Annotated in this window: 15 protein-coding genes; 8 read left to right on the forward strand and 7 right to left on the reverse strand. The window is 64.5% G+C overall.

Features of this window, described 5'->3' with window-relative positions; translation table 11 throughout:
- Nucleotides 1-31 precede the first annotated feature (31 nt).
- From AB5Y70_RS00005 to AB5Y70_RS00020, 4 genes are all read right to left on the reverse strand, one after another.
- Complete coding sequence (locus AB5Y70_RS00005; RefSeq protein ID WP_053288131.1) at nt 32-901, reverse strand: GyrI-like domain-containing protein; 870 nt, start codon at nt 899-901, stop codon at nt 32-34.
- Between the two features lie 137 nt (nt 902-1,038).
- Nucleotides 1,039-2,181, reverse strand: coding sequence for a chromate efflux transporter (gene chrA / locus AB5Y70_RS00010; RefSeq protein ID WP_049635934.1), 1,143 nt, complete (start codon nt 2,179-2,181; stop codon nt 1,039-1,041).
- A gap of 173 nt (nt 2,182-2,354) precedes the next feature.
- Complete coding sequence (locus AB5Y70_RS00015) at nt 2,355-2,795, reverse strand: NUDIX hydrolase (protein ID WP_039039391.1); 441 nt, start codon at nt 2,793-2,795, stop codon at nt 2,355-2,357.
- A 178-nt stretch (nt 2,796-2,973) separates the two neighbouring features.
- A complete protein-coding gene (locus tag AB5Y70_RS00020) occupies nt 2,974-3,978 on the reverse strand; it encodes an NADP-dependent oxidoreductase (RefSeq protein WP_049635933.1) in 1,005 nt (334 codons plus the stop codon).
- 175 nt (nt 3,979-4,153) lie between these two features.
- Between AB5Y70_RS00020 and AB5Y70_RS00025 the strand changes: the two genes are divergently transcribed.
- The 3 genes from AB5Y70_RS00025 (at nt 4,154) to AB5Y70_RS00035 (ending at nt 5,311) form a co-directional block, all read left to right on the forward strand.
- Complete coding sequence (locus AB5Y70_RS00025) at nt 4,154-4,579, forward strand: MarR family winged helix-turn-helix transcriptional regulator (RefSeq protein WP_029313694.1); 426 nt, start codon at nt 4,154-4,156, stop codon at nt 4,577-4,579.
- Nucleotides 4,580-4,614: 35 nt separating this feature from the next.
- The gene (locus AB5Y70_RS00030; RefSeq protein WP_029313696.1) at nt 4,615-4,845 is read left to right on the forward strand and encodes a hypothetical protein; all 231 of its coding nucleotides are present in this window, start codon (nt 4,615-4,617) and stop codon (nt 4,843-4,845) included.
- Nucleotides 4,846-4,993: 148 nt separating this feature from the next.
- Nucleotides 4,994-5,311, forward strand: a complete 318-nt coding sequence (locus AB5Y70_RS00035) for a hypothetical protein (RefSeq protein ID WP_041211026.1) — start codon at nt 4,994-4,996, stop codon at nt 5,309-5,311.
- A 136-nt stretch (nt 5,312-5,447) separates the two neighbouring features.
- On the opposite strand, the gene AB5Y70_RS00040 is transcribed toward AB5Y70_RS00035, so the two are convergent.
- Both AB5Y70_RS00040 and AB5Y70_RS00045 read right to left on the reverse strand, forming a co-directional pair.
- Nucleotides 5,448-5,924 carry an Lrp/AsnC family transcriptional regulator gene (locus tag AB5Y70_RS00040; protein ID WP_010672894.1) on the reverse strand — a complete coding sequence of 159 codons (477 nt, stop codon included), beginning with the start codon at nt 5,922-5,924 and terminating at the stop codon, nt 5,448-5,450.
- A 309-nt stretch (nt 5,925-6,233) separates the two neighbouring features.
- Nucleotides 6,234-6,857, reverse strand: coding sequence for a metalloregulator ArsR/SmtB family transcription factor (locus tag AB5Y70_RS00045; protein WP_041214535.1), 624 nt, complete (start codon nt 6,855-6,857; stop codon nt 6,234-6,236).
- Between the two features lie 148 nt (nt 6,858-7,005).
- On the opposite strand from AB5Y70_RS00045, the gene AB5Y70_RS00050 reads away from it, so the two are divergent.
- Both AB5Y70_RS00050 and AB5Y70_RS00055 read left to right on the forward strand, forming a co-directional pair.
- A complete protein-coding gene (locus AB5Y70_RS00050; RefSeq protein WP_049635932.1) occupies nt 7,006-8,244 on the forward strand; it encodes an MFS transporter in 1,239 nt (412 codons plus the stop codon).
- Between the two features lie 234 nt (nt 8,245-8,478).
- On the forward strand, nt 8,479-9,300 hold the full coding sequence (locus AB5Y70_RS00055; protein ID WP_049635931.1) for a Cof-type HAD-IIB family hydrolase: 822 nt from the start codon (nt 8,479-8,481) through the stop codon (nt 9,298-9,300).
- A 54-nt stretch (nt 9,301-9,354) separates the two neighbouring features.
- Here AB5Y70_RS00055 and AB5Y70_RS00060 read toward each other — a convergent pair whose 3' ends face one another.
- The gene (locus AB5Y70_RS00060) at nt 9,355-9,918 is read right to left on the reverse strand and encodes a DUF2799 domain-containing protein (RefSeq protein ID WP_010672898.1); all 564 of its coding nucleotides are present in this window, start codon (nt 9,916-9,918) and stop codon (nt 9,355-9,357) included.
- A 200-nt stretch (nt 9,919-10,118) separates the two neighbouring features.
- Here AB5Y70_RS00060 and AB5Y70_RS00065 point away from each other — a divergent pair, with 200 nt between their 5' ends.
- The 3 genes from AB5Y70_RS00065 (at nt 10,119) to AB5Y70_RS00075 (ending at nt 14,207) form a co-directional block, all read left to right on the forward strand.
- Entirely contained in the window at nt 10,119-10,958 is an 840-nt protein-coding gene (locus AB5Y70_RS00065; protein ID WP_010672899.1) for an isopenicillin N synthase family oxygenase, read from the forward strand.
- Nucleotides 10,959-11,167: 209 nt separating this feature from the next.
- Nucleotides 11,168-12,481 carry a sodium-dependent transporter gene (locus AB5Y70_RS00070; protein ID WP_049635930.1) on the forward strand — a complete coding sequence of 438 codons (1,314 nt, stop codon included), beginning with the start codon at nt 11,168-11,170 and terminating at the stop codon, nt 12,479-12,481.
- 412 nt (nt 12,482-12,893) lie between these two features.
- Entirely contained in the window at nt 12,894-14,207 is a 1,314-nt protein-coding gene (locus AB5Y70_RS00075) for a sodium-dependent transporter (protein ID WP_041211033.1), read from the forward strand.
- Nucleotides 14,208-14,228: the final 21 nt, after the last annotated feature.

Consider the following 14,228-nt stretch of genomic DNA (forward strand, 5'->3'; position numbering starts at 1 on the left):
GCTTTTTTATCTCCCCCTGTCAGGTGCCGGGCTATGCCAGCGGCAGGTAGATGTCGGTGACCAGCTCATGGGTGGGCACCTCGTGTACAAAGTTGTGGTAGTGGAAGAAGAGTGGAAAATCCCGCAGCTCTTCGCCGCTGGCGGGCAGCCAGTCGCGGTAGAGCGCCCGGGCACAGTCGGCCAGGAGGTCGTGGGAGCCGTGGTGGCGTACCACGGCGCAGCGCCCGGCCGGGATGAGGGCATTCTTCACGCCCCACTCATTGTCCTCGGCGACGGGGGCCTCGACGCTGCCACAGAGGGTAAAGCGAAACGCCGCACCCTCCGTCGTGGCGGGGTCGTCCGGCGCCAGGCCATAGGTCCGGCTGGTGGCGACCGGGGAGTCGCCCGTGGCCTTGCGCCACTGGATGAAGCGCGCCGCGGTGTCGTTGATGCGCTCGGGCAGGCCCTGATGGGTCAGGGCGGCGACGGCGGTCTGCGGGAACTGGATGATGTCGACTCGCATGGGGTCAATCCTCTTTGTGGGGGGCCGTGGCAGGCAGCGATGCCAGCTGGCCCAGTCCGGGTGCTGCCTGAACTGGCTGGGCGTCAGGCCGAACGTCTGCTTGAAGGCGCGACTGAAAGATTCGCCATGCTGGAAGCCGGCATCGAGGGCGATATCAGTCACCTTGTCCAGAGGCGCGAATGCCAACCGGTAAGAGGCCCGCTTCAGCCGCAGCAGCTGGATGTAACGCCCCAGCGGCACGCCGCAGTAAGCGGCAAATTGCCGATGAAAGTGAAAGGGCGAAAAGTGCGCCACGGCGCTGAGCCGCTCCAGCGACAGGTCGTCGTCGAGATGGCGCTCGATGTGCTCTGTCACCGTTTGAAAGCGTCGGCGGTAGGCCTCTGTCTGGTTGTGATCCATGGTCTCTCCTCTGTGCTGCCCACTATCGGCCAACGGGCCCGAGCTGTCCTGACGGATCTTGCTCTCTTTGCCTCCCCTCGGGGATAAGAGCCATGACCGCCAGCCCGGCGGGCGCTGCCTGACTTGTCGCGGGTTCGTCAGGCCAGCAGCAGGGCGGCCCCCGTCAGCAGGGCGGCGAGGGGCAGAACGGGGAGCCGTGGCACCCGCAGCAGGTAGAAGCCGACGGCGGCCAGCGCCAGATCGGTGGGGGAGAGCACGGCGCTCTGCCACACCGGCTGATAGAGGGCCGCCAGCAGCAGCCCCACCACGGCGGCGTTGATGCCGGCCACGGCCCCCGCCAGACGGGGGCGGGCCAGCCAGTGCTGCCAGCAGGGGCCCAGCGCCCAGAGCAGCAAGAAACCCGGCAGGAAGAGCGCCAGGGTCGCCAGCAGCGCCCCGATGAGGGGAGTGGCGGGCAACAGCACGGCGCCCAGGTAGGTGGCCAGGGTGAACATGGGGCCGGGTACCAGCTGGGCCAGGCCGTAGCCGGTCAGGAACTGCTGCTCGCTCAGGTGGTGACCCAGGCTCTCCTGCAACAGGGGCAGCACCACGTGACCACCGCCAAACACCAGGCTGCCTGCCCGGTAAAAGTCGGCCAGCAACTGGCTGACGGGGCCGCTCGCCACCAGGGGCAGGCCGACGAACAGCAGGGCGAACAGCAGCAGGGTCGGCCAGTGAGGCTGGCGATCCGGAGTGGACGCGGGGCCCTGACTCCCCGGGTGCGGCTCGCGCAGGGCACAGAGCAGGGCCGCGCCGAGCAGCATGGCGACCTGGGTCAGAAGACCGGGGGCGCACCAGAGGGCGGCGGCGGTGGCCACCATGACCCCCTGTTGCAGCGCCGTCTTGCAGAACTGGCGGCTCATGGTGAGCACGGCATCCGCCACCACGACGAGCGCCAGCAGCTTGAGGCCGTGCAGGGCGGCGTCCAGCCAGAGGTTGCCCGCAAGCTGACCCAGACCGACGGCGGCCGCCAGCAACAGCAGAAAGGAGGGGAGGGTAAAGCCGACGAAGGCGGCCAGGGCGCCGCCGATGCCGGCACGGTGGCGACCGATGGCAAAGCCGAGCTGGCTGGAGGCCGGACCCGGCAGCAGTTGGCACAGGGCCAGCAACTGGGCGAACTCCGCCTGGTTCAGCCAGCCCAGCCGCTGGACAAAGGTGCGCTGAAAATAGCCGATATGGGCGGCCGGCCCGCCAACACTGATGCACCCCAGCCACAAGAACTGCATGAATACCTGTCCCATCTTCCCCTCCTCGTCATCATCCTGGCCCGGATAATATGACAAAAAAGTGACAGTTTGGTGACGGTACGCCCTCCCGCGCTGCCTGCCATCAACAGGGGCTGGCGGGGTGGCTGGTCGCCTCCGCCAGCTGACGAGAGGTACCGGGGTGACGCGCGGCAGCCTGCCGGTGAGGGTCAGGGGGCAGGTTGTGCCTGGGGCAGGTAGCATTGTCCCGCCAGCCAGCAGGCGATGGACTGGCGACTGGCATCGAAGTGAGGCTCGGGCAGAGTGTGCGGGTCGCACCAGATCCAGCCCTCGCATTTTTCCGGCTCCAGCAGTTGCGGCTCCCCGTCCACCTCTGCCAGCAGGGTGACCGAGATGTAGTGCAGGCCGCTCTCGCGCCAGGTCTCCAGGTTGTTGGTGACGGCGATGACGCGAGGCTGGCGGATGACGAAGCCGGTCTCCTCCGCCACCTCCCGGATGGCTGCCGACTCGAAGGTCTCCCCCAATTCCAGATGACCGCCAGCGATGGACCAGTAGGGGGCATGGCTGCCCTTGCGCTTGCCAAGCAGTACCTGGCCCTGGCCATTGGTGAGAATGACGCCGACACCGACGCGGGGATAGGGGGTAGACATAGGGGAGGCTCCTTGCTGAGACGGCGGGGTGCGCCAGGGAAAACGGGCCCACCTTAGGGGGGATGGGCCCGTTGTGCAAGCCGCCTGTTCAAGGGCGATCGGATGCCGATTTTCCATCGCTTAAATGGATGGGTCTGGCGATATTCTATCTGTTAAATAGATGGGAAATGCCTCCGGATCAGGGCAGTCTGACCAGCATCTTGCCGGTATTGCGGCCCTGGAACAGTCCGATAAAGGCTTGCGGCATGCTGGCCAGCCCCTCGCTGACGGTCTCCTCGGCCTGGAGGGTGCCCGCCTCGAAGGCCGGCATGGCCTCGGCCAGGAACGCCCCGTAGTGTTGCCAGTGATCGGAGACCAGCAGCCCCTGCATCAGGATGCGCTTGCGGATCACCTGGGAGAGGTTGCGCGGGCCGCTGGCCTGGCCGTTGCTGTTGTACTGCTCGATGAGGCCGCACAGCACGATGCGCCCGTGCACCACCAGGTGGTTAAGGGCGGCATCCAGCATGGCGCCCCCCACGTTCTCGAAGTAGACGTGGATGCCTTCGGGGGCGAGGCGGGCCAGCTCGGCGTCGAGATCCGGGGTCTCCCGGTAGTTGATCACCGCATCGGCTCCCAGGGTCTTGAGGTAGGCGACCTTGTCGGCCGAGCCGGTGGAGCCGATGACCCTGGCCCCCGCCTGCTTGGCGAGCTGGACCGCCATGGTGCCGACCGCCCCGGAGGCTGCCGAGACCAGCAGGGTTTCACCGGCCTTCAGGTGTGCCACCTTGTGCAGGCCCGCCCAGGCGGTCATGCCCGGCATGCCGAGGGCGCCGAGGAAGCGCTGGGGCGGCAGGGTGGTGTCGGGCAGGCGGGTGAGCTGGGCGGCGTTTGCCACGAAGGCATCCCGCCAGCCCAGCATGCTGCTCACCTTGTCCCCCACCTTGAAATCGGGGTGGCGCGATGCCTGTACCGTGCCGATGGCGCCGCCGTCGAGGGGGCCGTTGAGGGGGAAGGGAGGAACGTAGCTTTTTGCCTCGCTCATGCGGCCGCGCATGTAGGGGTCCACCGACAGCCACTGGTTGGCGACCTGCACCTCTCCCTCCTGCAGGGCGGGCAGGGGCACGTCCCGGAGGGCGAAGTCCTCCAGGGTGGGGAGACCGGTGGGGCGACGCAGCAGTTGGATTTGATGGCTGATGGCATTCATGGGCATTCTCCGGCAGTGGGGCCGCGCGTCGGGCGGCGGCCTGGTATTTTTGTTTGTGTGCAAACTAAAATCAGGGTAGTCCTGAACACGGGGGCTGGCAACTGTTTTGTGTGCAAACTATTCAGCCCCGAAGTTGATGGGGTATACTGCCCCCTTGTCGTCAGCGAGGTCCTCCATGAGCGAATTGAAAAAGCAGGTCTGTTTTGCCCTCTACAGCGCCTCCAATGCGGTGATGCGTGCCTATCGGCCGCTGCTGGACAAGCTGGATCTCACCTATACCCAGTACCTGGTGATGCTCTCGCTCTGGGCCCGGGACGAGGTCAGCCTCAAGGAGATAGGGCAGGAGACCGGACTGGATGCGGGCACCCTGACCCCCATCGTCAAGCGGCTGGAGAGCAAGGGGTGGCTGACCCGAACCGTCTCCCACGAGGATGAGCGGCAAAAGTGCATCAGTCTGACCGAGGCGGGACGCCAGTTGCAGCAGGAGGTCAGGGAGTGCTGTCTGGCGGACAGCTTGCGCAATCAGGTGGATCTGGCCGATGCTGAGTTGGCCCAGCTCAAGCAGCTTTGCGATCGCGTGGCGGCGCAGCTGGGGCGCTGATCCCTTTCCCCGTCAGGAGTGACCCGATGAAACCCATGCAATCCCTGCTCCCTCTGTTTGCCATCCTGCTGTGCGCCTGCGCCGATACCTCCTATCCCCGTTCCGAGCTGCAGATCGACGATGCCGATGCCTGGCAGGCCATCTGCAAGGACGGGGTCCGGGTGCGGGCGGTCACCGACGAGGGGATCTGTGCGGATCACCGCGGGGTGGCCATGTGGACAAATAAACCAAGGGCTGCACGGATGGCAGAAGAAGCGGCCAAGTAGTGTGACCTGTACGACATAAAATGACATGACCGGCCATGGGGCCGGTTTTTTTCGCGATCTTGCCAGCACTTTGGCACCTTGTTCATGGTGCACTCATTTTTCTCTTCCCATACTGGCCCTCAAGGTAGCAAACCAACAGGAGAGAGAGATGCAATCATCCATCGTCGGGCTCTCCATTCTGTGGGGGCTGGCCAGCTTTGGTGTTCAGGGGGATTTCATCGAGAGCCGTGATACCGCCTCCCCCTCCTGGCAGGCCGAGTCCAGAGTGGAGATGGAAGGGTACTTGATGGAGTCGTTGGGCGCCGATCGCTGGGTGTTCGACAACGGCAGCGAGAGCCTGGAAATATCTCTGCCCAAAGGGCAGTGGGTGTCGACCGGTGAGCGGCTGCGGCTGCGCGGCGAACCCCTGCAGGAGCAGAGCGGCTGGTTGCTGCAGGTGCAGGACGTCAGCCAGGTCGAGGCATGACGAGGCGTCCACCACCTGGCGGCGCGAGGGCGCCCGGGGGCTGTGTTGACCGCGAATGCCCTTGATAGCAGAGACAAGAAGAGGAGGCCCTGGCCTCCTCTTGCTTTTGGTGCATCCCCGGATGCGGGGTGGGTTGTCAGCCCAGGTGGTTGAGGGGCAGGGCGGTCTTGTGCTTGATGCGGCGCAGCACGAAGCTCGAACGCACCCCGGTCACGCCGGAGATGTGGGTCAGCTTGTCCAGCAGGAAGTGCTGGTAGTGCTCCATATCCCGCACCACCACCTTGAGCTGGTAATCCGCATCGTTGCCGGTGATGAGGTCGCACTCCAGCACCTCGGGCAGATCCTTGACGGCGCGATCGAAGTTCTCGAACCGCTCCGGAGTGTGCCTGTCCATGGAGATGTGAATGTAGGCGGTGAGGGTCAGCCCCAGCTGGCGGGCATTGAGCAGGGTGACATGGGTATCGATGAGACCGGCATCCTCCAGCGCCTTGACCCGGCGCGAGCAGGGGGAAGGAGAGAGCCCGACCAGCTCGGCCAGCTCCAGGTTGCTGATGCGGCCATTTTCCTGCATCAGCTCCAGAATATGCCTGTCTATACGATCAAGTTTCAGCATTCTCCGTACCTCTTCGCAATTACTAATCCACTTTTCCTAGATTAAGGGTGAACTATTGCAAAAACAACTGAAAATACCTGCTACTTCACAACCACTCACCGCATCGCGGGGAGTAACATGGTTACATCTTCCGGTGGCAAGACAGGCGCCCGACCAGGCACCTGTGGTGAAGGACCTTACCGGGTCAAGAGCCCCATCAGCCGTTCGACCTTATCGGGAAACAACGGGCTGGAACGAGAGCACCCCCTCCCCGAAGGCAACAAAGCAGGCATCCCGGCGCCTGCTTTGTTGTTTTTGCGTTCCGCCCGCTCAGGGGCGGGGCGGCCGGATGCGATAGAGGCAGCGGCTGTCCCCCTCCAGCAGATACTGCTCCCGCTCCACCTCGGCCGGCGCCAGCAACCGGCGAAACAGCGCCAGCTCGCTGCGGCAAAAGCCCCGACAGGCTCTGGCCGCACTGCAGATGGGGCAGTGACTCTCCCACCACAGCCAGCTGCCGTCCTCCTCCTGCGACATGTCCGCCATATACCCCTCCTGGGTGCGCAGTGCCTTGAGCGTCATCAGCCTGTCTGCCAGCGCCGGCTGGGTCAGCCTGGATTCATAGCGTGCCTGCATCTGCTGCTCCCGCCGCGTGATGAGCTGCTCCATGCCCGCGTCGCCAAACACCTGCCGGATGTCGTCGATCAGCTGCAGGGTCAGATCGCCATGGGTGTCGGGGAAGCGTTGCCAGGCCTGGTCGGTGAGGTGCCACAGGCGCACCGGGCGACCGCGGCCGCGGGCCTCGTCGCTAAACCCCACCCAGCCCTCGGACTCCAGGGCCATCAGGTGCTGGCGCGCCCCCATGGACGTCATCTGCAACTGGTCGCCGAGTTCGGCGGCGCTCTGGGGGCCGCGGGTTTTCAGCAGATAGAGGATCTTGTCGGTACTGGCGTTCATGGGGGCTCCGGTGGTGGGTATCGGTGCGGTGACCGCCTGGATGAGGTCATTATGGGTAGCAGGGCGATTTAAATCAACAATCTGCTTTACTTAATGGACGACCCCTCACAATATAAATAAACCGATGACTTTATTTAATGAGGCGAAGATGGAAGGGATCAAGGGACAGGGGACCCTCTGGGTATTGGTGATGACGGTGACGCTGGCGGTGGCGGGGTTCAGCCTGCCTTCCCCCGTCCTGGCGCCGCTGCTGCTGGATCCGGCCCAGGGCATGTTGACGCCACAGGCGTCGGACTGGAGCCGCAAGGTGTGGCTTGGCGTCATCATGGGGCTCTATCCACTGTTTCAACTGCTGGGGGCCCCCTTGCTTGGCCGCCTCTCCGATCGCCATGGGCGCAAGCCGGTGCTGACCCTCTGTCTGGTGGGGGTGCTGGCGGGGTATGTGCTGATGGCTCTCGGCATCGCCTGGCGTTCCCTGCCGCTCTTGCTGCTGAGCCGGGTGGTGGAGGGCTTCTTCAACGGCGACATCGCCATCGTGCAGGCGATGGCGGCGGACATGAGCACGGCCAGGACCAAGGCCCGCAACTTCGCCCGCATCAACATCGGCATGAACCTGGGCTGGGTGGTGGGTCCCATGATCGGAGGCTATGCGGCCGTGGTCTCGGGAGATTACAGCCTGGCGGCCTGGCTGGCGGTGGGGATGACGGTGATCAACCTGCTGCTGGTGCTCTGGCTGCTGCCCAATCGTCCCCCGGTGCCGGCGACCCGGGATGAGGTTCCTCTCTCGACCCGCCAACTGCTGCTGCAACCTCGTCTCCTGCCCTACTTTGCCCTGACCCTGGCAAGCTATGGGGCGGTACAGCTCTACTTCACCTACTTCAATGTCTGGCTGGTGGAGCGGCTGGCATGGGATCCGGTGCAACTGGCCCAGGCCGCCGTGCTGGTGAGCGTGCCCATGATGCTGGGCTCCTGGATCGGTGAGCAGTTGGCACGGCACTGGCGCGGCAGCTCCCTTGGCATCGTCGGCCACCTGGTGATGGCGGCGGGCATGCTGATGTTCATCCTGCCGACCCAGTGGTGGGGGCTCGCGCTCACCTTCATCCCGGCCGGCATCGGCATGAGTCTGGGGGAGCTGGCCACCTCGGTGGCGGTCTCCAACCGCAGCCATGCCAGCCAGCAGGGGCAGGCGATGGGGCTCTACCGCGGTCTGGCGGTGGGCAGCGAGATCCTGGCGGTGGTGCTGGGCAGCCTGGTGCTGCTGGCGGGGACCGAGTGGCCCTTCTACCTGGCCGGCCTCTGCGGCGTGATCTGTGCCCTCGGTTTCTACGGATTGCGCAGACGGGCGGACAGGCGAAACGCCGTGGCCGGGTGCGCCGAGGCGGGCTGACGAAGGGCGCGGGGATCACAGTTCGGCGACGGGATGGCGGGCCGGACTTGCATCGCGGCGCCGAGTCTGGGACGGTATGGCTCTTTGCTCCGCTGTTCCCGCCCCCCGGCGAGCGCGTCTCCCATCATGGGCCTTGCGATGCCCAGTCCGCATTCCCGGCGGTGAGATGTGTCGTCATGGCACTGGAAACGGGAGGGATGGCGCCGCACCCGTCTCGACATTCTTGGAGGTGATATGAGTCGTTATCAGGCCATTGCATTGGACATGGACGGTACCCTGCTGAACCGGGATCACAAGATCTCGTCCGCTACCCGGGCGGCCCTGGCCCAGGCCCGGGCCCACGACATCAAGGTGCTGCTGGTGACGGGTCGCCACTTCATGACGGCCCGTCCCTTCCACCACGAGCTGGCCCTCGACACCCCCATCATCTGCAGCAACGGTGCCTACCTCTATGATCCGGTGCAGGAGAGGATCCTCGCCGGGGATCCCCTGGCCGTGGCGCCTCTCACCACCCTGCTGGAGGAGGTGCAAGCCCAGCAGATGGGGGCGCTGTTCCACCTGGGGGACGGCATCGGCTACCTGGGCTGCGAGGAGCACGTGGGCCGGATGCGGCGCTGGTCGGCAACCCAGCCGGATCACCTCAAGGTCTCCCTGCTGCCCGCCGAGGATATCGAGTCCTGGTTGCAGTCCCCCATCTGGAAGCTGGAGTTGTTCAACCAGGATCCCGGCCGGTTGCACCGTTTCGTCGGGGAGGTGGTGGAGAGATTGCCCTTCACCCGTGACTGGGCGGCCCCCTATGCGGTGGAGCTGGTGCAGCCAGGTTGCAGCAAGGGCAACCGGCTGGCCCAGTGGGCCGCGAGGGAGGGGATCGCCATGGAGAACCTGGTGGCCTTTGGCGACAACAACAACGACATCAGCATGTTCGAGCAGGTGGGGCTGGCGGTGGCCATGGGCAATGCGGCGCCCCAGATCCAGGCCCATGCAGACCGGGTCACCGCGGATCACAACGAGGATGGCATCGCCCTGGCGTTGCAGCGCTGGGTCCTGCCGGCCTGAGGGGAAAAACAGTCTGCGGCATAAACAGAAAGGGGCCATGTCGGCCCCTTTTTGTCAGCTCCCGAAGGAGAACTGGATCACCCGATCCGGGAAGCGCAGCCGGTTGTAGTCCCGGTATACTCCTTCGTAGTGACGGATGGCGCGCTCGCGCTGGGCACGGTAGTAGTCGCGCTGGCGGCTGTCGCTCTCGCCCCGGATCTGCTGATCCAGCTGGTGGATGCTCCGCTCGGTGCGCTCCAGCTCCTGCTGCAATTCGCCGAGGCGCTGCTCCAGCAGGTACTCCTTGCGGCCGCGCTCGAACTGGGTGAGGAAGCTGGTGTCGTTGGGGCAGACCCCCAGGTATTCGCTCCCCTCCCGTCCCTTGCTGTAGGCAAGCTCGGGGATGCAATAGAGCTCCAGCCCCTTGGCGTAGCCGCGCTGCCACTCCGCCTCATCCACCTTGAGGCCGTACTCCCCGCAGGTCTTCTGATAGTCGCGGGTGGCGCTCCGGGTCTTGCCCTGCTCCCCGTCCTGATAGCCTTGGTTGTACCAGCTCATGGCACGGCACTCCTCCTCCGAGAGGGAACTGCACCCGGCGAGCAGGAAGGGAAGGGTCAACAACAGGATCTTGGGGGACATGAGGGGGCTCCGACAGCAAAGGGGGTGGGGCATTCTAGAAGAGGAGGCCCGTCCGGGACAAGCACCGGGCGAGGGGGCCGTATCATGATGTTTTTATCAGTATTTTCAAGCCGTTGTAGACGGGCTTCCGGCAGCCTTTTCTTGCCCGGGGAGGCAGGGTAAACTGCGCCTACTTTTAACTGGCATGTAACATAAAAACAATGAAAGTCCTGACCGTCGATTATCGCTCCCCCGATGCGGCCGAGCGCTTCACCGAATCCCTGCGCACCACCGGCTTCGGGGTGCTGACTCACCACCCCATCCCGAAGGAGCTGGTGCAGTCCATCTATGACAACTGGTATCGCTTCTTCATGAGCGAACAGAAGCAGGATTTCCTGTTCAATCGCGAGACCCAGGACGGCTACTTCCCGCCCTCGGTGTCCGAGGTGGCCAAGGGCCACAGCCAGAAGGACATCAAGGAGTACTTCCACATCTATCCCTGGGGCCAGATGCCGGCAGAGCTGAAAGAGCAGGCGATGGAGTACTACCGCCTGGCCAACGATCTGGCCGCCGAGCTGCTGGGCTGGGTGGAGCAACACACCCCGGGCGACATCGCCGCCCATTACAGCTGCCCGCTCTCCTCCATGATCGAAGAGAGCCACAAGACCTTGCTGCGGGTGCTGCACTACCCGCCCTTCGACGGCACCGAGGAGCCGGGTGCCATCCGCGCCGCCGCCCATGAAGACATCAACCTGCTGACCATTCTGCCCGCCTCCAACGAGCCGGGCCTGCAGGTGAAAGGTTCAGACGGGGAGTGGATGGATGTGCCCTGCGATTTCGGCACCCTCATCATCAACATCGGTGACATGCTGCAGGAGGCCTCCCGCGGCTATTACCCCTCCACCACCCACAGGGTCATCAACCCGACCGGGGGCAGTGCCGCCAAGTCCCGCATCTCCTTGCCGCTCTTCCTGCACCCCCGTCCGGATGTGGTGCTCTCGGAGCGTCACACCGCCCACAGCTATCTGATGGAGCGGCTGCGGGAGCTGGGGGTGATCTAATCCCGCCAGACCCGGGCAGACAACAAACCGGAGCATCCCCGCTCCGGTTTTTATTTTGTGGCACGATTGGTTGGTTATCCGAATTTTATTGGTTAATGATGCTAAAAACTAAGTTTTATATCGGATATACGCCGAGTGATTGCGCGCCCGCGGGCGTACTCTGAGCGCCATTTCGGGCCTCGCTGGCAGGCCCTTCCCGTGGAGTTCTTATGAAGCAGTCCCAATGGTCATCCCGGCTCGGTTACATCCTGGCCGCCGCAGGTTCCGCGGTCGGTCTCGGCGCCATCTGGAAGTTCCCCTATGTCACCGCCGCCAACGGTGGCGGCGCCTTCCTGCTGGTCTTTCTGCTGTTCAGCTTCACCCTGGGGGTGGCGGTGCTGATGGGGGAGACCCTGATCGGCAGCCTGACCCGGCGCGGGGTGGTGGGAGCCTTTGGTGAACTGATGGGCAGGCGCTGGCGCTGGGTCGGTGCCATGGGTTTGCTGTGCAGCCTGCTCATCTTCTGTTTCTACAGCGTGGTGGGCGGCTGGACCCTGGGGTACACGGGCATGGCCCTGGCGGGGGAGCTGCAACAGGGGGACGGCGCGGCACTGACCGCCCGTTTCAACGACTACGTCGGTGATCCGTTCTGGCCGGTGCTGACCCACCTGCTGTTTGCCGGCTTGACCTGGTGGTTCGTGCGGGGCGGCGTGCAACAAGGGGTGGAGCGCACCCTGCGCTGGATGATGCCGGCCCTCTTCATCATGATCCTGCTGCTGGTGGCCTTCGGCCTCACCCTGCCGGGCGCCATGGCCGGGGTGCGCCACTTCCTGATGCCCGATTTCAGCAAGCTCGGCATGTCGGGTGTGCTGGACGCCATGGGGCTGGCCTTTTTCTCCCTCTCCATCGGCCTTGGCATCCACACCACCTATGGCGCCTACCTGCCTTCCAGCGAAGGGGTCGGTCGCTCCAGCCTCTGGGTAGTGCTGTTGGCGAGCGTCATCGCCGTGCTGGCGGGCCTGATGATCTTCCCGGTACTGGCGGCGACCGGTATTGACCCGGCCTCGGGCCCGGGCCTCACCTTCATGACCATGCCGGCGGTGTTCCAGCAACTGCCCTTCGGCCAGGGGCTGGCGGTGGTGTTCTTCTCCCTGCTGGTGGTGGCGGCGCTCTCCTCCTCCATCTCCCTGCTGGAGCACTTGCAGTGCTTCCTGTGCGAGAGCCTGGGCTGGTCCCGCCGCACGGCGTGCAACCTGGTCATTGCCCTGGTGATGGCGGGTGGCATCCCGGTGAGCCTGTCGTTCGGTCCCTGGGCCACCCTGACCCTGTTTGGCAAGAACATCTTCGAGTTGCTGGACTTCATCACCTCCAACCTGATGATGCCCCTGTTCGGGCTGGCCCTGACGCTGCTGCTGGGCTGGCGGCTCGGTCGCCAGGCGCTGCCCGAAGGGCTGGCTCCCCACTGGCGGGCACTGCTGATGGGCTGCTGGCGCTGGCTGGCTCCCCTGCTCATTGGTGGCATTCTGGTGCGCGGCCTGGTGTAGGGAGGGTTGGTCATCTGTGCCACTCCCCGGCCGGGCTGGCAGGGGAGTGGGGTGGCAGGATTGACTCTTTATAAAAATCTGTTAATTAAAAATAAATAGAGTAACGGTCTGTAATTTCGATATTTTGTTTTGGTTAAATCTGTTTTTGGTTCTGTTTTAGACTATTTCCTGTCAACTTCTCTTGCCATGGTTTAGGCTGTGGCTCCTTTTTACCGTGCAGGCGTCGCCCTCCCATGTCACCCCTTATCGCTCTCTGTGGCCGATTTAGCCCCTTCCTGGAGAGGTGACCTTGCAGGTGTCGTTTGTCTGACTGTTCATTGCAAAGGTCGCCCTCAGGCGGCCTTTTTTGTTGCGGCGCACACCGCGTCTAGCCATGGAGTATCGAACTGATGTTGTCTTGCCCGGAGGTTGTATGAGCCAGGTTCAGTGGTCTTCCCGTATTGGTCATGTGCTGGCGGCCGCCGGCTCGGCGATCGGCCTTGGCGCCATCTGGAAGTTTCCCTATGTGACAGCCACCAACGGGGGCGGTGCCTTCCTGCTGGTGTTCCTGCTCTTCAGCTTCACCCTGGGGGTCGCGGTGCTGGTGGGGGAGACCCTGCTCGGCAGCCGCAGCCAGCGCGGCGTGCTCGGCGCCTTCCACAAGTTGGTGGGGCCGAACTGGCGCTGGATGGGTTACATGGGGATCCTGTGTGGCTTCTTCATCTACAGCTTCTACAGCGTGGTGGGGGGCTGGACCGTGGGCTATGCGGCCCTGGCCGTGGGCGGTGAGCTCAACCTGAGTGAGGCGAGCACCCTCACCGCACTCTTTACCGGTTATGTGAGCGATCCCCTCTGGCCGGCCCTCACCCATCTCGTCTTCGCCGGGCTCACCTGGTGGTTCGTGCAGGGAGGGCTGCAACAAGGGGTGGAGCGGGCGCTGCGCTGGATGATGCCGGCCCTGTTCGTGATGATGCTGCTCCTGGTGGTGACCGGGCTCTCCATGCCGGGGGCCATGGCCGGGGTACGCCAGTTCCTGATGCCCGACTTTTCCCACCTGACGGGGCAGGGGGTGCTCGACGCCCTGGGGCTGGCGTTCTTCTCCCTCTCCATTGGCCTCGGGGTACACACCACCTATGGCGCCTACCTGCCGAGCAGTGACGGGGCGCTGCGCTCCGGGGTCTGGGTGGTCACCCTGGCGAGCTGCATCTCGGTGCTGGCGGGGCTGATGATCTTCCCGGTGCTGGCCTCCACCGGCATCGATCCTGCCGCCGGCCCCGGCCTCACCTTCATGACCATGCCGGCGGTGTTCAACCACCTGCCGTTCGGTCAGGGGCTGGCGGTGATCTTCTTCCTGCTGCTGCTGGTGGCGGCGCTCTCCTCCTCCATCTCCATGCTGGAGCACCTGGTGCGCTTCACCACCGAGGAGTGGGGCTGGTCGCGCCGCAATGCCTGCCGGGTGCTGACCCTGCTCATCATGGCCTGCGGCATTCCGGTCAGTCTGTCATTCGGGCCCTGGGCGGACTACACCCTGTTTGGCAAAACCCTGTTCGATCTGCTGGATTACCTCACCTCCAACCTGATGATGCCCCTGTTCGGTCTGGTGCTGACCCTGCTGCTTGGCTGGAAGCTGGGGGACAGTATTGTGCCTGCGGATCTCTCGCCGCTGATGCGTGGTGCGCTGCTCTGGTGCTGGCGGCTGGTCGCCCCCCTGCTGATCGCGGGGATCCTGGTGCGGGGCTTGTTGTAACACACCTGCCAGGGCGGCATG

This window comes from Aeromonas sp. s1(2024) (assembly GCF_040908005.1).
Lineage (GTDB): Bacteria > Pseudomonadota > Gammaproteobacteria > Enterobacterales > Aeromonadaceae > Aeromonas > Aeromonas caviae.